Genomic DNA, 15,869 nt, shown 5'->3' on the forward strand with positions numbered 1-15,869 from the left:
ATTGCGCCCGGCGACACCGCTCGCTAAATCGGGGCCATGAAAGTCAAGGACGCCGACATCCTCATCGTACCCGGTTACACAAATTCGGGGCCCGATCACTGGCAAAGCCGCTGGGAAGCGAAACTGTCGACCGCGCGTCGCGTCGAGCAGGCTGAATGGTCCAAACCCGTGCGCGAGGACTGGACGGCGCGTGTCGCCGCAGCCGTCAATGAGGCAACCAAGCCTGTCGTGCTGGTTGCGCATTCGCTCGGTGTGCCGACAGCCATCCAGGCGCTGCCGTTGTGCAGGAAGCCAATCGCCGGCGGTTTCTTCGTCGCCCCGCCGGACGTCGCCAACCCGAAGATCAAGCCGAAGCACCTGATGACCTTCGGCCCCTACCCGCGCGATCCGCTACCTTTTCCGTCGATGGTGATCGCCAGCCGCAACGACCCGTTCTGCGATTTCGAAATCGCAGAAGACCTTGCCGCGGCTTGGGGTTCGCTGTTCATCGACGCTGGGGAAACCGGCCATCTCAATTCGGAATCCGGTCATGGACCATGGCCGGAAGGCTCGATGACCTTCGCGCATTTCCTGTCGCGGCTATAAGTGAGTAGAGAGTGGTGAGTAGTGAATTGGCGGCTTACCGCTATTCGCTATTTCACTAATCACTCCCCAATCGACGCTTTTACGCTCGCCAGCAGCGTTTTTGCGCCAAGGCCGACCAACGCCTGTTCAGAGCCCATGGCAAGCAGCCTGTAGCCCATCTTGACCAGACGACCGCTGAGGCCTGCATCCAGGACGTAGATGGCCGCATGCTTGCCCGCCTTGCGGCTGCGTTCGGCGATCAATGCAATCGTCTCCATCATGTCCTCGAGCGTCGAGTCCACGACCGCTCCATTGCTCCAGGCGATCGAGAAATCCGACGGTCCGACAAAAATGCCGTCGATACCAGGCGTTTCAAGAATGCCATCCAGCGCTGCGAGCGCTGCACGCGTCTCGACCATGGCGAAAGCCAGGGTGCGCTGGTTGCTCTCCTTCAGCCAGTCGGCCTGCGTGCCTTTGCCATAGCGCGGCAAGGCATAGGTCGGCCCCCAGGATCGTTCGCCAAGCGGCGGATACTTCATTGCCGCGGCAAAAGCCTTGGCGTCGGCAACCGAATTGACCATCGGCGCGATCACGGCTTCGGCGCCGAAATCCAGCGCGCGGCTGGCCATGTCGAAACGGCCTACCGGAATGCGCACCAGTGCTGGCTTGCCGACGGACTGGATCGGCGCAATCGAGCGCAGGACGCTGTCCTCGTTGTGACCGCCATGCTGCATGTCGAGCGTCACCGCGTCGAACCCCTGCCTGGCGACGATCTCGACGGTCAACGCATCCGGCACGCCCGACCAGGCGGTGCACAGCGTTTCATCGGCTTCCAGGCGTGCTTTCAGGGACATCGGCAATTCCTCTCCAGATCAATTCCAGCAAAAAGTGCGCAGCGGTTTGCGTCCGGAATTGCTTAACACATAAAGCAGGAGCGTTTCCGCGAAAACGGAACCACTCGATTTGAATCCAGTTTCAGCCGGAAATGCCGGAAAAGGCAAAGAAAAACCGCCCGGCGAAACCGGGCGGTGCATTGGTCCAGCCATGCCGGCGCCAGACGATCAGGTGTTCTTGATCTGCTCGATGGCCTGAGCCATCAGCTCGTCCATGGTGCGACGGATCTGATGATCGGACTGGTCGACACTGGCAGCATCGAAATCCTTGCGGATCTTGCGGAAGACGTCATGGTCGCCCGCTTCCTCGATATCCGAAACCACGACTTCCTTGGCATAGGCTTCGGCATCGGCGCCGGTCTTGCCCAGCTTCTCGGCCGCCCACAGGCCAAGTGCCTTGTTACGGCGCGCGTTCGCCTTGAAGCGCAGTTCCTCGTCGAAGACGAACTTGCGCTCGAAGCCCTCTTCGCGGTCCTTCATGCTGCTCATCGCAAATCCTCCGGTGGAACCGATTCGGTTTATGGTCGATATATCCCTACCGGGATTTCTCAAACCAAATGGCTGGCGCGCGGTCAATATGCGATCTTGTCTGGCACGTGCTTGTTGCGTTGCGGCATTTCGGCCCGGAAAGCGGTGATTCAACCGATTTGCCGATTGAGCCACGCCCACGATTGCGGTAGAGACCGCGATTGAGACCATAGACGCGCCAATGTGCCGCGAGAGAAAGGGACCGGTCGTTGTCACCTGCCCTTCCAACCAGAGAAAAAATCCGATGAAGTCACGCCGCCGCATTTATGAAGGCAAGGCCAAGATCCTTTATGAAGGACCGGAGCCCGGAACGTTGATCCAGTTCTTCAAGGATGACGCGACCGCGTTCAACAAGAAGAAGCATGAAGTGGTCGACGGCAAGGGCGTGCTCAACAACCGTATTTCCGAGCACATCTTCAACCATCTGAACCGCATGGGTATCCCGACCCACTTCATCCGCCGGCTCAACATGCGCGAGCAGCTGATCAAGGAAGTCGAGATCATTCCGCTGGAAGTGGTGGTGCGCAATGTCGCCGCCGGCTCTTTGTCCAAGCGGCTCGGCATCGAAGAAGGCACCGTGCTGCCGCGCTCGATCATCGAATTCTACTACAAGGCCGATGCGCTGGACGATCCAATGGTGTCGGAAGAACACATCACGGCCTTCGGCTGGGCAAGCCCGCAGGAAATCGACGACATCATGGCACTGGCCATCCGCGTCAACGACTTCCTCTCCGGCCTGTTCCTCGGCGTCGGCATCCAGCTTGTCGATTTCAAGATCGAATGCGGCCGCCTGTTCGAGGGCGACATGATGCGCATCGTCGTGGCCGACGAGATTTCACCTGACTCCTGCCGCCTGTGGGATGTCGCCACCCAGGACAAGCTCGACAAGGACCGTTTCCGCCGTGACATGGGCGGGCTGGTCGAGGCCTATCAGGAAGTGGCGCGCCGTCTCGGCATCATGAACGAGAACGAGCCGCAGCGCCCGACCGGACCGGTCCTGGTCGCTTCGAGCGGCCCGAAGGACACCAAGCACTGAGACCATTGCCGCGCCGACTTCTGTCAGAAGTCGGCGCATCTGGTTCCCGGAGGCAGTTTCGCGGAGCCGACCAACGACCACAACGAGGATTGCATAGCGTGATTAAGGCCCGTGTCACCGTAACCCTGAAGAATGGCGTGCTCGATCCGCAGGGCAAGGCGATCGAACATGCGCTGGGCGGCCTCGGCTTCGACGACGTCGGCCAGGTGCGCCAGGGCAAGGTGTTCGACATCGAGATCGATGGCACCGACAGGGCCAAGGCAGAAACCGCACTCAAAGCGATGTGCGACAAGCTGCTGGCAAATACGGTGATCGAGAATTACGCGGTGGAGATTGCCTGACGTGAAAACCGCCGTCGTCCTCCTCCCCGGCCTCAATCGCGACCGCGACATGATCGCGGCGCTGACGAAGATTTCCGGCACCGCCCCTGCAACCGTCTGGCAGACCGACACGGACATTCCCGATGTCGACCTGATCGCCATTCCCGGTGGCTTTTCCTTCGGCGACTATCTGCGCTGCGGCGCGATCGCCGCGCGCTCGCCAGTGATGCGGGCGGTGGCCGAAAAAGCAGCCAAGGGCGTCATGGTGGTGGGCGTCTGCAATGGCTTCCAGATCCTGGTCGAGGCAGGCCTGTTGCCGGGCGCGCTGATGCGCAACGCCTCGCTGAAGTTCGTCTGCCGCGAAGTGAAGCTGCAGGTCACCAATGCCAACACCGCCTTCACCCGCGGCTATCAGCCGAACCAGATCATCCGTTGCCCCGTCGCGCATCATGACGGCAACTATTTCGCCGAGGCCGAGACGCTGGCCCGTATCGAGGGTGAAGGCCGTGTCGTGTTCCGCTATGCCGAAGGCACCAACCCGAACGGCTCGATCAATGACATTGCCGGCATCATCAATGACAAGGGCAATGTGCTCGGCCTGATGCCACATCCCGAAAACCTGATCGAGGCAGCGCATGGCGGCGTTGATGGCCGCGCGCTCTTCGAAGGCGCGCTTGGCATCGCAGCCTGAGCCATATCCCTCTTCCGACACCGACCAGATCTCATCTCGACTTGGGGAAGCCGAAACGATGAATGCAGCAAAGATGGCCGTCCGTTTCGGTTTTGTGGCCCTGGCGGGCCTCACGCTGGTCGCCTGTCAGTCGAAGTCCTACAATTCCGCACCGAGCGGCGGCGGCAAGAGCGCGTCGCTGCGGGCCATGGAACAGGTGGCGATCGCCGCGCACAAATGCTGGATCGCATCCAAGGACCCTGCTTTCAAATCCTACCAGATGGCCAATGAGCTCAACAATTTCGGCGGCACTCCACGCTTCCTGCTGGTGCCGGCCAAGCACTACGGCGGCAAGCCGCTTCTGGTGGTGCAGGCGCGCGGCGCTTCCAGCCGTGTCGAAGTGTTCGGCCCGCTGATGAGCGACCCGCTTTCCGGCCGCATCGGTGCCGACATCGCGCGCTGGCAGACCGGCAACAGCGACTGCGGCGCCAAGGCCTGACAATCAGCACGCCGCTCTCCAGGGTTTGGGCCGCACGTCCAGGCTCCTGGCCGATCAGACCGCGTTCATTTCACTTTTGTACGTCGCGGCATGCCGATCTCGGCAAGCTCTTCATCATCGAGCTCCATCAGCCCCCGGCGGGTAAGCTGATGTTGCGGTAGCGCGTTCCAGCCGCCCGCCAGCCTTTCGAGCAACCTTGCAAGAGACGACCGCGCCGGTTCTGTGGGGTGTATCGGCGCGGGATATCGCTTCTTCCGTTCCATCGCACTTGCCTGTTCATTCGAAAAAGGAACGCATTCCTTCGCGATAGGCATCGGAACGAGACACCCCGATGTCTTTCAGCTGTTCGTCGGTCATCTCAAGCAAGGCCAGGCGGCTGCGGCGGCGCTCCAGCGCCCTGCCCAGCCAGGTTGCGGACGCGGTCATCATCACCGTCACGCGGCGGCAAAACCCCGAAAAGCCCGATGGCTGCTCGATGTGGATGATCGAAGATGATTGTCTCCGATAAATTGTCTCTATTGCACTTGCCATAACAGCACCATTGTCACAATCACCGCTACAATCGCGGTGCAATGCATATGTATTGACTCTCCAATTGATACAATCTATTAAATTGTCACCATGACAAGTTGGCTCCCTGACCTCTCCTCCGGCACCGGTCCGCTCTATCAGCGCCTCGCCGACCGCATCGAAGCCGATATCGACCGCGGCGTGCTCGGTGCCGGCACAAAATTGCCTCCGCAGCGCGACCTCGCCTACGACATCGGCGCGACGGTCGGCACGATCGGCCGTGCCTATCAGTTGCTGCGCGAGCGGGGTCTTGTCAGTGGTGAAGTCGGCCGCGGCACCTATGTGCTCAAGCGGCATTCCGACAGCACGCAGCAAAGCGATGCGATTCCCCTGCCTGCTCATCCGGAAGGAACACGCCTGACCGTGGCACCGGCTGGCAAGCTGCGCCTCGACAGTACGGCAGCACCCGACACCGGCCAGGGCGGTGCCATCACCGATCTCCTGGCGCAGATCACACGCGACCATGCCTATGAGATCGCCAGTTACACGCGCGACTTCCCGCAGCGCTGGATGGATGCCGGCAGCCTCTGGCTTGCCCGCAACGGCTTTCGCCCTGCCCCTGACAGCATCGTACCGACACTCGGCACGCATGCGGCGGTCATGGCTGCAATCGCTGCGCTGACCGCACCCGGCGACTACATCGCTTTCGAACACCTCACCTATTCGCAGGTGTCGCGCAGCGCAGGACTGGTCGGGCGACGTATCGCGCTGGTCGGCTCCGACGCCGAGGGCATCGATCCAGAGGATTTCGAGCGCGTCTGCGCACAGAAGCATCCCAGGATGATGTTCCTGATGCCAACCGTACAGAACCCCACGCTGGCAACGATCGATGTCGGCCGCCGCCGCGACATCGCGCTGATTGCACGCGAATACAATGTGCTGCTGGTCGAGGACGATCTCTATGGCGGCCTTACCGAGGACAAGACACCGCTGCTGGCCGAATTCGCGCCGGAACGCACGATCGTCGCCAGCGGCCTGTCCAAATCGGTATCGGCGGGGGTCCGTGGCGGTTGGCTGTCATGCCCACCCGCCTATCGGCACCGCATCCAGGTGGCTCACAAGATGTTGACCGGCGGCATGCCCTTCCTGCTCGCCGAAGTCGGCTCGAGGCTGGTGCTTTCCGGCAAGGCGCATGAAATTCGCCGCAACAGCATTGCCGAAATCAATGCCCGCATCGCCATCGTGCGCGAAAAACTGGCTGGCTTCACCTTCCAGGCTCGCGACAATGTCCCCTTCGTCTGGTTGACTCTGCCGACCCCTGGCTTTCCGGCACGTTCAAGAACGCGTCATTCGAGAACGGCGTGCTGCTCGACGACGAGGACGAGTTCAAGGCCGGCCGGTCGGAACAGGTCTTCCATGCCGTGCGTTTCGGCATCTCGGCGCCGGGCCCGCGCGCCGATGTCGCGCGCGGCGTCGAGATCATCCGCCGACTGCTGGAAGAAGGCCGTGCCGGTTACGATTCCTTCGGCTGAGCTTCAATCCGTGATCGGCGCCGCGTGTGCTTCCGCATTGCCGGCAGCGGCCAGGCGATCGAGTGTCGCTACCAGCCCCGCCGTATCAGGACAGATCTGCAGGGACGTCATCCTGCCCCAGGCCAGATGCACGGCATGTATGCCGCGATTGCAGGTACGCACACCGTCGGTGCCGCTGTTGGTCTCCAGCCAATTCACGATGGCCAGCGTATTCCATGGCGGCCCGCTGACGGCGATCCGATCCAGGTCGAAATGCAGGTCGGGCAGCAGCCGATAGAGGCGCTCGTACCATTCCTTCGTCTTCGGCAAGGACGTGCGCACACCGGAAAGCGCGTGCCCCTCGCCCAGGAAACGATGTTCGAAACGCGACGCGAAGCCTGCCAGTACAGGGCCGGCATCACCCTTGTTCACGCTGTCGAACAACGAGCGGATTCGCGCACGAACAATCGCATGGTACATGCCAGCCTCCACCATAGTTCAATGATTGAACTTACTGCCTTGAGTTCAATCAGGCAACCCACTAGCGTAAGCGCATGAAAAAGGTCAGCTTTGGCGAAATGCGTTGCTCCCTGGCGCGATCCCTGGAGATCATCGGTGACTGGTGGTCGCCCCTCATCGTTCGCGATGTCTATCTCGGGCTGGTGCGCTTCGACGACATTGCGCTCAATCTCGGTATCTCACGCAATCTGCTGACGTTACGGCTCCGGCATCTTGTCGAAGGCGGTGTGCTGAAACGCACGGCCTATCAGACACGGCCTGTCCGCTTCGACTACCAGCTCACCGAAGCCGGAGAGGAGCTGGTTCCCATCATCCTTGCCCTGACAGCGTGGGGCGATCGCTGGGCGCAACCGAAGGAAGGGCAGCCGATCCGGTTCGTGCACAGGACCTGCGGCTGCGCGCTCATCCCGAAAATCACCTGCTCCGCATGCAGTGAAGATGTGAATGCATCCGATGTCAGTGCCCTGCCCGGCCCCGGCGGCGCCGCCCTTCCCGGCACGATGGTGCTGGCAAAACGTCTCGCCCGGGCCACCAGGGCCTGATCATTGGCAAACTGCCTGTGGCATGCGGCCATTTTTCTGAAATCGGCAGTGTCGCAGCGCCGCCTGTTCGGCTATAGGGGCCGCAACACGCTCTCGGAGTTGCCCGCTGCACCATGACCATCTCCAACACCGTGAAGATCACGCCGGAACTGATCGCCTCTCATGGGCTGAAGCCTGACGAATATCAGCGCATTCTCGAACTGGTCGGGCGCGAACCGACTTTCACCGAGCTCGGTATCTTCTCTGCGATGTGGAACGAGCACTGCTCGTACAAATCCTCGAAGAAATGGCTGCGGACGTTGCCGACGAAAGGCCCGCGGGTCATTCAGGGTCCTGGCGAAAATGCCGGCGTAGTCGACATCGGCGACGGCGACGTCGTCGTCTTCAAGATGGAGAGCCACAACCACCCTTCGTTCATCGAGCCTTATCAGGGCGCGGCCACCGGCGTCGGCGGTATCCTGCGCGACGTCTTCACCATGGGCGCACGTCCCATTGCGGCGATGAATGCGCTGCGCTTCGGCGCGCCGGACCACCCCAAGACCCGTCACCTGGTGGCCGGCGTGGTTGCCGGCGTCGGCGGCTACGGCAATTCCTTCGGCGTGCCGACTGTTGGCGGCGAGGTCAATTTCGACGCCCGCTATAACGGCAACATCCTGGTCAACGCCTTCGCAGCCGGCCTCGCCAAGGCCGATGGCATCTTCCTGTCGCAAGCCAAGGGTGTCGGCCTGCCGGTCGTCTATCTCGGCGCCAAGACCGGTCGCGACGGCGTCGGCGGCGCCACCATGGCCTCGGCCGAATTCGACGACAAGATCGACGAGAAGCGCCCGACCGTGCAGGTCGGCGATCCCTTTACCGAGAAGTGCCTGCTGGAAGCCTGCCTGGAGCTGATGGCATCCGGCGCCGTCATCGCCATCCAGGACATGGGTGCAGCCGGCCTCACCTGCTCGGCTGTCGAAATGGGCGCCAAGGGTGACCTCGGCATCGAGCTCGAGCTCGACAAGGTGCCAGTGCGCGAAGAGCGCATGAGCGCTTATGAAATGATGCTCTCCGAGAGCCAGGAGCGCATGCTGATGGTGCTGCGCCCCGAAAAGGAACAGGAAGCCGAGGCGATCTTCCGCAAATGGGGGCTCGACTTCGCCATCGTCGGCAAGACTACCGACGACCTGCGCTTCCGTGTCCTGCACCAGGGCGAGGAAGTCGCGAACCTGCCGATCAAGGAATTGGGCGACCAGGCTCCCGAATACGACCGCCCGTGGGTGGAGCCGGCCAGGCGCACGCCGCTGGCCGCCAACGACATCCCGCAAGCGGATGTGGCAGATGCACTGCTCAAGATGCTCGGCGGCCCCGACCTCTCCTCACGCCGCTGGGTGTGGGAGCAGTACGACACGCTGATCCAGGGCAACTCGCTGCAGATTCCAGGTGGCGATGCCGGCGTGGTGCGCGTCGACGGCCATGCCACCAAGGCGCTCGCCTTCTCCTCCGACGTGACGCCGCGCTATTGCGAGGCCGATCCCTATGAGGGCGGCAAGCAGGCGGTGGCGGAATGCTGGCGCAACCTGACCGCGACGGGCTCGTTGCCGCTCGCGGCCACCGACAACCTCAACTTCGGCAATCCCGAACGCCCCGAGATAATGGGGCAGTTCGCCAAGGCCGTCACCGGCATCGGCGATGCCTGCCGCGCGCTCGACTTCCCGATCGTTTCGGGCAACGTCTCGCTCTACAACGAAACCAACGGCCAGGGCATCCTGCCGACCCCGACCATCGGTGGCGTCGGCCTGATCGACGACTGGTCGAAGATGGCCAAGGTGGGATTTGCCGCCCAAGGCGAAGTCATCCTGCTCATCGGCGGTCCCGCAGGTTGGGGCAGCCACCTTGCCCAGTCGATCTACATGCGCGACATCCACAACCGCAGCGACGGCCCGCCGCCGCCCGTCGACCTCGCCCACGAGAAGAAGGTCGGCGACTTCGTGCGCAAGCTGATCCGCAGCGGCGCGGCCACCGCCGTGCATGACCTGTCGGATGGCGGCCTTGCGGTGGGCCTCGCCGAAATGGCGATGGCCTCCGGTATCGGCGCAACGGTACCCGGCCTGAGCGATGCCGATCCGGTCCCCGTCTTCTTCGGCGAAGACCAGGGCCGCTATCTTGTCACGGTGAAATTCGCCGGCCAGTCGGATGAGTTGCAGGCGCTGTGGAACGAAGCCAAGGCGCTCGGCATCTTCGCACCGTGGATCGGCAACACCGGCGGCAGTGAATTGAAACTGGGTTCTGCGCGCGCCATATCAATCGAAGACTTGAAAGCGGCGCACGAATCCTGGTTTCCTCGCTTCATGGATGCGTAGGACGAGCGAGCAGATGATGGAACCGGCAGCTGACGCGGTAGCAAATCGAAAATGGCTGAATTCGTGATCAACCTGATCGTGTTCTGTCTTGCTGATTTGGTCTGCAGGATTCTGCGAAACACGGCGAGAGCGGCAGGTTGGCGGCCCGTTGAGAGTATAACGCAACTGACGAGATCACTCTCGATCTCGCTTTTCCCCGGTGTCGGCTTGAATGGGCCTCGATCCATAGGGAGTGGACAGCGGTTTTCCGACCAACGATATTCAGCCTTGCGGCTCTGCAGATCTCGATCGGCGATTGGTTTGAAACCAACACTGGTGAATTGACCGAAGCTCACGAATCCTGATTTCCTCGCGTCATGGGGAACTGAAGAAGAAGGAACGTCCCATGGCTATGGACTCCCGCGACATCGAACGGCTGATCAAGGAAGGCATTCCGGACGCCAAGGTGACGATCCGCGATCTCGCCGGCGACGGCGACCACTATGCCGCTGAAGTCGTGGCCGAAAGCTTTCGCGGCAAGAACCGTGTGCAGCAGCACCAGATGGTCTACGACGCGCTGAAGGGCAACATGGGCGGCGTGCTGCATGCCCTCGCCCTGCAGACCAGCGTACCGGAGTAATGCGGGCCGTCTTCTTCGACATTGACGGCGTTCTGATCCACAGTCTTTTCCACCCCGACCCGGCGCGTCGCCGACGTTGGGATCAACATCTCCTGGAAGATCTGGGAGTGGCCCGGGAGGATATTGCGCCTCTCTTTGGGGCGGAATTCGATGACGTCATCGAAGGCCGCGTTTCACTCGTCAACAAACTCGACGCGTTCCTGCCGACGATCGGCTTTCGCGGTTCCTCCCTTGATTTCCTGACCTATTGGCTGACGCGCGACGTCAGCCTGAACCTGCCGCTTCTCGATCTCATCAAGAGACTGCGCCGTTCCGGCGACATGCGGCTGTTCATCGCCACGAACCAGGAACATATCCGGGCTTTCCACCTGTGGAGCGAGGTCGGATTGCGGCATCACTTCGAGGAGATGTTCTACGCCGCGCGCTTCGGCGTCGGCAAGAACAGCGCCCGTTTCTACGAAAACGTCGAGCAACTGATCGGACAGCAAGCCCAGCCCCCGCTTTTCTTCGACGATTCCGCCAAGGTTGTCGCGGCAGCACGACAACCTTGGCTGGGAGGCCGTCCTCTATAACGACCTCGACGATTTCACGCGCCATCCTTGGATTGCGTCGCGACTCGACTGAACAAAAAGCCCTGCAGAGGTTTGAAAACTATCGTTTTTTCACTGCCAGAACAGGGCCGGCAGGAAACGAACCGCCGACAATCGTGTCGGTCCCGTTGGAGAGCGTCGAGACGGCGCCGTCGAAGAACAGCGCATTGCGGCAGCCCAGCGCATCGCGAAACAACCTGGCAAAGCCGCCAAGGCTGACTTCGCCGCGCGAGATCGCCAGCACCACCGTATCGGGATCGCGAACGCCGACACCGTTGCGGATGTAGCGTGACGTACCATTCGGCTCGAAGCGTGGGTGCAGCGCTCCGTCGATCACCAGCATCGGACCGGATTGGGTGGCGTAGGTAACCGCAAGTCTGGCTGTCGCGAAGGCGCCGGTTTCCAGGACACCCGCCTTGCCGTCGATACCGATGTAGAAAACTCCATTCGGCTTGAGAAAGAAATTGCCCTCAGCGTCATCGCGGTTGAGCGGTGCTTCTTCGTGGGCCTTCTCAACGAACAGGCCGACCGGCGATAGGTCCTTGTGGTACATGCCGGCATTCATGGCGAGCAACACCGGTGAACCGCCGGCGCGCATGGCTTCGGTGAACTTCGCTACGGAACCGTAGGGTTTGGCTGCCGCATCCTGCCTGTGCAGCGATACCGCGTATCGGCGCAGATCCAGCTCGCACACGACATAAGCGACCGTCTCGAAGGTAAGATCACGGCAGGGTTCCGGTAACGCGTTCCCTGCCGGCATCTGTGCAGGCTGCTGCTCCGTCGATGGGGATTGCGATGATATCGGAGCCGATGGCAGAGGTGCTGATGGCGTGGACTGTTGAGGCGCTGCCTGTTGCGACCGCAAGGCAAGCCATGTCGCCAGACAGGCGCCCGCGAGCAATAGAACCAGCAAGACGATCCAGGTTCGACGGGACATCGGCAGCCCTAGACTGTGTTCTGCTTGGCCCAGCAACCGACTGTTGCTTGCGCCATTTCGGCATGGTGATCGGCAAACATCTTGTTTCGGCCCGCTGTCGGGGTTATCTCATTAGAAATGTTACAGCCCGACTCCCGCGGGCGCAGAAGGATTTTGGCCCATGAGCGGAATCAACGACTACATCGACAGCGAAGTGAAGAGCAACGACGTCGTCCTGTTCATGAAGGGCACGCCGGGCTTCCCGCAGTGCGGCTTCTCGGGTCAGGTCGTGCAGATCCTCGACTACATCGGCGTGGACTACAAGGGCGTCAACGTATTGACTTCCAACGATCTTCGCCAGGGCATCAAGGATTATTCCAACTGGCCGACCATCCCGCAGCTTTACGTGAAGGGTGAGTTCGTGGGCGGTTGCGACATCATCCGCGAGATGTTCCAGGCCGGCGAACTGCAGGCTTTCCTCGACGAGAAGGGCATCAAGGTCAAAGGCGCCGCCTGACCTGATCCTTGCCGGGCAGCCCCCTGCCCGGCTGACTTGAAATCGTCCGCTTCAGGACATCAGGCCGATGCACTCTGGTCGTGCATCGGCATTTTCGCATTTGGGGGATCCTCATGGATACGCAAACCCAGCAAGACGGCCGACAACAAGCCTTCGCCATTCCACGCTGGGAATTCATCTCCATCTGCGCAGCGCTGATGGCGCTCAACGCGCTCGCCATCGACATCATGCTGCCGGGTCTGCAGGAGATCGGCGCCAGCCTCGGCGTCACCAACGAGAACCACCGGCAGTATGTGATCTCCGCCTATTTCGGCGGGCTTGCAGCCGCGTTGATTTTCTATGGACCGCTGTCGGATCGCTTCGGCCGCCGCAAGCCGCTGCTGGTCGGTCTCGTCATCTATATCTGTGCAGCCGCCAGCGCGGTGTTCGCGCCGAGCTTCGAAACACTGCTGCTGCTGCGTTTCATCCAGGGCATCGGCGCTGCCTCGACGCGCGTCATCGCCGTCTCGATGGTGCGCGACCGTTTCGGCGGCCGTGCCATGGCCGAAGTCATGTCGTTGATCTTCATGGTCTTCATGGTGGTTCCAGTGGTAGCGCCCTCGATCGGGCAACTGGTGATGATCTTCTCCAACTGGCACATGATCTTCATGGCGATGGCCATACTGGCTACGGCGATCGCGCTGTGGACCTTCATCCGTATGCCCGAGACACAGCATCCCGAGGATCGTCGGCAGGTTGATCTCAGCTCTGTCTTGCAGGGCTTCGGGATCGTGCTGTCGAACCGGCTGTCGCTCGGCTATACGCTGGCATCGACCGCCGTGTTTGCCTCGCTGTTCGGCTTCATCAACTCCGCACCGCAGATCTATCTCGACATTTATCACCTCGGTTACTGGTTCCCGGTGCTGTTCGCGGCGATCGCCGGCATGATGGCGGTGTCGTCGTTCGTGAATTCGCGGTTGGTGATGCGGCTCGGCATGCGCCGTCTTTCGCATGGTGCGCTGATCGGCTTCACCATCGTCTCGACGATCTGGTTCGTTCTGTCCCTGCTCGGACCGATACCGCTGCCGCTGTTCGTGCTGCTGTTTGCGCTGGCGATGTTCCAGTTCGGCTGGATCGGCTCCAACTTCAACGCCATCGCGATGGAGCCGCTCGGCCACATTGCCGGTACGGCGGCCTCGATCCAGGGGTTCATCCAGACCCTGGGCGGCGGCCTGATCGGCGCCGGCATCGGCCAGGCCTTCGATGGAACGGTGACGCCGCTTGCCGCTGGTTTCTGTGGTGTCGGGCTGCTCGGGCTGATGTTCGTGCTGATCGCGGAACGCGGCAAGCTGTTCACGGCACCGAGTGCCAAGCAGACAGTCAGCGCGGATCTTTCCCACTAGAGCAATGCCAGGAAAAGTGTGCGGCGGTTTTCCGTCCGGAATTGCGCAAACACATAGGTTAGAAGCCGGCAGTCATCCTGCCGGCTTCTTTATTCCGCCCAGAGCTCGCGTCTGATCTCGGTCCAGCTTGCCTTGTCGGGTGCGACGATCAAGCCGCCCGAAACATGCGAAGGCAGGTAGGCGCTGCCGTCGAAGCGCGCAGCGTAGCCGCCTGCCTCTTCGTGGATCAGCACCCCGGCAAGGTGATCCCACGGCATCATCACATTGTGGACAATGAAGTGCGCGTGACCGGCCGCGAGCACGCGATACTCATGCGCCGAGCAGCGATAACCGATGTATGACAGGCACTTTGCCTGGTTTTTCGCGAGCAGCGAACGCTGCGGTTCATCGAACGCCTGCCAGCCTAATGCACCGGTCATCTGCCAGAACGGGACCGGTTCGGCCACCGCGACACGCTGCCGTCCCTGCCCGTCAACCATATGGCTGCCCGCCCCACGAACGCCGACCAGGGCATCCTTGCCGACCGGGTCGTAGATGATGCCGGCAACCGTCTCGCCGTCCTTGACCACGGCCAGGATCACACCGAACACCGGCACGCCGGAAGCGAAATTATAGGTGCCGTCGACCGGGTCGATGACAAAGGCGAGCTTGCTGCCGCCGAGCTTCGCCAGCAGCGTCTTGTCGGCCTCGCAGGCTTCCTCGCCGACAATCAGCGCATCCGGATATCTTGCGGCCAGGGCCTGGGTGATCACCCGCTCGGCATTGATGTCGGCCTGGGTGACGAGGTCCGCCGCTGACTTCTTCTGCTGCACGTCATCTGCGCCAAGGCGGCGAAAGCGCGGCATGATCTCGCGCTCCGCCGCATCGGCCAGAACGCCGGTCAGCCATTCGATGTCACGGTCGTCAAAGCGCATTTGTATTTCCGGAAGCAGGTGCCAGAGCAGCGAAATCGAACAGCTTGCGATCGAGCAAGTGAGAAGGCCGCACATTGGTCATGGCGCGGATCATCGTGTCCTTGCGGCCGGGCATGCGCTTTTCGATGTCGTGCAGCATCGCCTTCATGGCATTGCGCTGCAGCCCTTCCTGGCTGCCGCAGAGGTCGCAAGGGATGATCGGAAAGGCCATGGCACTGGCGAATTTCTCCAGATCCTCCTCGGCGCAATAGGCCAGCGGCCGCAGCACCATCATGTCGCCCTCGTCATTGAGAAGCTTCGGCGGCATCGCCGCCAGCCGTCCGCCGTGGAAGAGGTTCATGAAGAAGGTTTCGAGGATATCCTCGCGATGGTGGCCGAGCACCAGCGCCGAGCAGCCCTCCTCGCGTGCCACGCGGTAGAGGTGGCCGCGCCGCAGCCGCGAACAGAGCGAGCAGTAGGTCGAGTTCTCGGGCAGCTTGTCAGTGACGATCGAATAGGTGTCCTGGTATTCGATGCGGTGCGGGATACCGTTGGTCGTCAGGTAGTTTGGCAAGATGTGCTTGGGAAAGTTCGGCTGGCCCTGGTCGAGATTGCAGGCGATGAGCTCGACCGGCAACAGGCCACGCCATTTCAGGTCGAGCAGCAACGCCAGCAAACCGTAGGAATCCTTGCCGCCCGAGAGGGCGACCAGCCAGCGTTCGCCGGGTTTCACCATGGCGAAATCGTCCATTGCCTGGCGCGACAGCCTGAGCAGGCGCTTGCGCAGCTTGTTGAATTCGACCGACGACGGCACGTCGCGAAACAGCGGATGGCAACCACCATCGAGATCGGGAATCGGGTCTGCTGGTGCGTTCATGGCGTTACGTTCCGCAGGATCTTGGCGCATGCAATCGATGCGCGGCTCTGATGCCGCGCCTTATACCGAGGCTCGCGCCACCAAACAAATGCCTGAAACAAAAAAGGCCGCCCGAAGGCGGCCTTTTGCATTCGAAATTCGCGA

At 61.6% G+C, this 15,869-nt stretch carries 19 protein-coding genes and 1 pseudogene; 12 read left to right on the top strand and 8 right to left on the bottom strand.

Annotated elements, in window-relative coordinates:
* Nucleotides 1–36: 36 nt before the first annotated feature.
* Nucleotides 37–585 carry an alpha/beta hydrolase gene (locus C1M53_RS30885; RefSeq protein ID WP_129415835.1) on the top strand — a complete coding sequence of 183 codons (549 nt, stop codon included), beginning with the start codon at nt 37–39 and terminating at the stop codon, nt 583–585.
* Between the two features lie 59 nt (nt 586–644).
* Here the strand turns inward: C1M53_RS30885 and C1M53_RS30890 are convergent, their stop codons facing one another.
* Nucleotides 645–1,418, bottom strand: a complete 774-nt coding sequence (locus C1M53_RS30890) for an HpcH/HpaI aldolase/citrate lyase family protein (protein WP_129415836.1) — start codon at nt 1,416–1,418, stop codon at nt 645–647.
* A 207-nt stretch (nt 1,419–1,625) separates the two neighbouring features.
* On the bottom strand, nt 1,626–1,946 hold the full coding sequence (locus tag C1M53_RS30895) for a DUF1476 domain-containing protein (protein WP_129415837.1): 321 nt from the start codon (nt 1,944–1,946) through the stop codon (nt 1,626–1,628).
* A gap of 283 nt (nt 1,947–2,229) precedes the next feature.
* Between C1M53_RS30895 and purC the strand changes: the two genes are divergently transcribed.
* From purC to C1M53_RS30915, 4 genes are all read left to right on the top strand, one after another.
* Nucleotides 2,230–3,021 carry a phosphoribosylaminoimidazolesuccinocarboxamide synthase gene (gene purC, locus C1M53_RS30900; protein ID WP_129415838.1) on the top strand — a complete coding sequence of 264 codons (792 nt, stop codon included), beginning with the start codon at nt 2,230–2,232 and terminating at the stop codon, nt 3,019–3,021.
* A 98-nt stretch (nt 3,022–3,119) separates the two neighbouring features.
* A complete protein-coding gene (gene purS, locus C1M53_RS30905) occupies nt 3,120–3,362 on the top strand; it encodes a phosphoribosylformylglycinamidine synthase subunit PurS (protein ID WP_129415839.1) in 243 nt (80 codons plus the stop codon).
* Between the two features lies 1 nt (nt 3,363).
* Nucleotides 3,364–4,032 (top strand): phosphoribosylformylglycinamidine synthase subunit PurQ, encoded by a 669-nt coding sequence (gene purQ / locus C1M53_RS30910; RefSeq protein WP_129415840.1) that lies wholly within the window; start codon nt 3,364–3,366, stop codon nt 4,030–4,032.
* A 58-nt stretch (nt 4,033–4,090) separates the two neighbouring features.
* Nucleotides 4,091–4,510 carry a hypothetical protein gene (locus C1M53_RS30915; RefSeq protein ID WP_245488373.1) on the top strand — a complete coding sequence of 140 codons (420 nt, stop codon included), beginning with the start codon at nt 4,091–4,093 and terminating at the stop codon, nt 4,508–4,510.
* A gap of 65 nt (nt 4,511–4,575) precedes the next feature.
* Here the strand turns inward: C1M53_RS30915 and C1M53_RS30920 are convergent, their stop codons facing one another.
* Together C1M53_RS30920 and C1M53_RS32290 are read right to left on the bottom strand one after the other, a co-directional pair.
* A complete protein-coding gene (locus tag C1M53_RS30920) occupies nt 4,576–4,773 on the bottom strand; it encodes a hypothetical protein (RefSeq protein ID WP_129415841.1) in 198 nt (65 codons plus the stop codon).
* A 13-nt stretch (nt 4,774–4,786) separates the two neighbouring features.
* Nucleotides 4,787–4,939 (bottom strand): DUF1127 domain-containing protein, encoded by a 153-nt coding sequence (locus tag C1M53_RS32290; protein ID WP_245488374.1) that lies wholly within the window; start codon nt 4,937–4,939, stop codon nt 4,787–4,789.
* 192 nt (nt 4,940–5,131) lie between these two features.
* On the opposite strand from C1M53_RS32290, the pseudogene C1M53_RS30930 reads away from it, so the two are divergent.
* Nucleotides 5,132–6,552, top strand: a pseudogene (locus C1M53_RS30930) (PLP-dependent aminotransferase family protein).
* Nucleotides 6,553–6,555: 3 nt separating this feature from the next.
* Here C1M53_RS30930 and C1M53_RS30935 read toward each other — a convergent pair.
* On the bottom strand, nt 6,556–7,011 hold the full coding sequence (locus tag C1M53_RS30935; RefSeq protein ID WP_129415842.1) for a nuclear transport factor 2 family protein: 456 nt from the start codon (nt 7,009–7,011) through the stop codon (nt 6,556–6,558).
* Between the two features lie 74 nt (nt 7,012–7,085).
* Here C1M53_RS30935 and C1M53_RS30940 point away from each other — a divergent pair, with 74 nt between their 5' ends.
* From C1M53_RS30940 to C1M53_RS30955, 4 genes are all read left to right on the top strand, one after another.
* On the top strand, nt 7,086–7,592 hold the full coding sequence (locus tag C1M53_RS30940) for a helix-turn-helix domain-containing protein (RefSeq protein ID WP_129415843.1): 507 nt from the start codon (nt 7,086–7,088) through the stop codon (nt 7,590–7,592).
* Between the two features lie 113 nt (nt 7,593–7,705).
* Nucleotides 7,706–9,931 (top strand): phosphoribosylformylglycinamidine synthase subunit PurL, encoded by a 2,226-nt coding sequence (gene purL, locus C1M53_RS30945; protein ID WP_129415844.1) that lies wholly within the window; start codon nt 7,706–7,708, stop codon nt 9,929–9,931.
* A 385-nt stretch (nt 9,932–10,316) separates the two neighbouring features.
* A complete protein-coding gene (locus C1M53_RS30950; RefSeq protein WP_054314029.1) occupies nt 10,317–10,550 on the top strand; it encodes a BolA family transcriptional regulator in 234 nt (77 codons plus the stop codon).
* Nucleotides 10,550–11,122, top strand: a complete 573-nt coding sequence (locus C1M53_RS30955; protein ID WP_129415845.1) for an HAD-IA family hydrolase — start codon at nt 10,550–10,552, stop codon at nt 11,120–11,122. Before C1M53_RS30950 ends, C1M53_RS30955 begins: the two co-directional genes overlap by 1 nt.
* Nucleotides 11,123–11,201: 79 nt before the next feature.
* Here C1M53_RS30955 and C1M53_RS30960 read toward each other — a convergent pair whose 3' ends face one another.
* Nucleotides 11,202–11,900: a phosphodiester glycosidase family protein gene (locus C1M53_RS30960; protein ID WP_129415846.1), complete on the bottom strand. Its 699-nt coding sequence runs from the start codon at nt 11,898–11,900 to the stop codon at nt 11,202–11,204.
* Nucleotides 11,901–12,237: 337 nt separating this feature from the next.
* Between C1M53_RS30960 and grxD the strand changes: the two genes are divergently transcribed.
* Together grxD and C1M53_RS30970 are read left to right on the top strand one after the other, a co-directional pair.
* The gene (gene grxD / locus C1M53_RS30965; RefSeq protein WP_129415847.1) at nt 12,238–12,573 is read left to right on the top strand and encodes a Grx4 family monothiol glutaredoxin; all 336 of its coding nucleotides are present in this window, start codon (nt 12,238–12,240) and stop codon (nt 12,571–12,573) included.
* A gap of 158 nt (nt 12,574–12,731) precedes the next feature.
* Nucleotides 12,732–13,955, top strand: coding sequence for a multidrug effflux MFS transporter (locus tag C1M53_RS30970; RefSeq protein ID WP_165358369.1), 1,224 nt, complete (start codon nt 12,732–12,734; stop codon nt 13,953–13,955).
* Between the two features lie 89 nt (nt 13,956–14,044).
* Here C1M53_RS30970 and C1M53_RS30975 read toward each other — a convergent pair whose 3' ends face one another.
* On the bottom strand, nt 14,045–14,869 hold the full coding sequence (locus tag C1M53_RS30975; protein WP_129415849.1) for an inositol monophosphatase: 825 nt from the start codon (nt 14,867–14,869) through the stop codon (nt 14,045–14,047).
* Nucleotides 14,859–15,725, bottom strand: coding sequence for a tRNA 2-thiocytidine(32) synthetase TtcA (ttcA, locus tag C1M53_RS30980; protein WP_129415850.1), 867 nt, complete (start codon nt 15,723–15,725; stop codon nt 14,859–14,861). Before ttcA ends, C1M53_RS30975 begins: the two co-directional genes overlap by 11 nt.
* Nucleotides 15,726–15,869 lie beyond the last annotated feature (144 nt).

It is taken from the genome of Mesorhizobium sp. Pch-S (assembly GCF_004136315.1).
GTDB lineage: Bacteria > Pseudomonadota > Alphaproteobacteria > Rhizobiales > Rhizobiaceae > Mesorhizobium.

Excerpts from the sequence above, each read along its gene's own strand:
- grxD (WP_129415847.1), top strand. The coding sequence starts at position 12,238 with ATGAGCGGAATCAACGACTACATCGACAGCGAAGTGAAGAGCAACGAC.
- C1M53_RS30895 (WP_129415837.1), bottom strand. The coding sequence starts at position 1,946 with ATGAGCAGCATGAAGGACCGCGAAGAGGGCTTCGAGCGCAAGTTCGTC.
- purL (WP_129415844.1), top strand. The coding sequence starts at position 7,706 with ATGACCATCTCCAACACCGTGAAGATCACGCCGGAACTGATCGCCTCT.
- C1M53_RS30960 (WP_129415846.1), bottom strand. The coding sequence starts at position 11,900 with ATGCCGGCAGGGAACGCGTTACCGGAACCCTGCCGTGATCTTACCTTC.
- purC (WP_129415838.1), top strand. The coding sequence starts at position 2,230 with ATGAAGTCACGCCGCCGCATTTATGAAGGCAAGGCCAAGATCCTTTAT.
- C1M53_RS30890 (WP_129415836.1), bottom strand. The coding sequence starts at position 1,418 with ATGTCCCTGAAAGCACGCCTGGAAGCCGATGAAACGCTGTGCACCGCC.
- C1M53_RS30975 (WP_129415849.1), bottom strand. The coding sequence starts at position 14,869 with ATGCGCTTTGACGACCGTGACATCGAATGGCTGACCGGCGTTCTGGCC.
- C1M53_RS30935 (WP_129415842.1), bottom strand. The coding sequence starts at position 7,011 with ATGTACCATGCGATTGTTCGTGCGCGAATCCGCTCGTTGTTCGACAGC.
- C1M53_RS32290 (WP_245488374.1), bottom strand. The coding sequence starts at position 4,939 with ATGATGACCGCGTCCGCAACCTGGCTGGGCAGGGCGCTGGAGCGCCGC.
- C1M53_RS30885 (WP_129415835.1), top strand. The coding sequence starts at position 37 with ATGAAAGTCAAGGACGCCGACATCCTCATCGTACCCGGTTACACAAAT.
- C1M53_RS30920 (WP_129415841.1), bottom strand. The coding sequence starts at position 4,773 with ATGGAACGGAAGAAGCGATATCCCGCGCCGATACACCCCACAGAACCG.
- C1M53_RS30950 (WP_054314029.1), top strand. The coding sequence starts at position 10,317 with ATGGCTATGGACTCCCGCGACATCGAACGGCTGATCAAGGAAGGCATT.
- C1M53_RS30940 (WP_129415843.1), top strand. The coding sequence starts at position 7,086 with ATGAAAAAGGTCAGCTTTGGCGAAATGCGTTGCTCCCTGGCGCGATCC.
- C1M53_RS30915 (WP_245488373.1), top strand. The coding sequence starts at position 4,091 with ATGAATGCAGCAAAGATGGCCGTCCGTTTCGGTTTTGTGGCCCTGGCG.
- C1M53_RS30955 (WP_129415845.1), top strand. The coding sequence starts at position 10,550 with ATGCGGGCCGTCTTCTTCGACATTGACGGCGTTCTGATCCACAGTCTT.
- ttcA (WP_129415850.1), bottom strand. The coding sequence starts at position 15,725 with ATGAACGCACCAGCAGACCCGATTCCCGATCTCGATGGTGGTTGCCAT.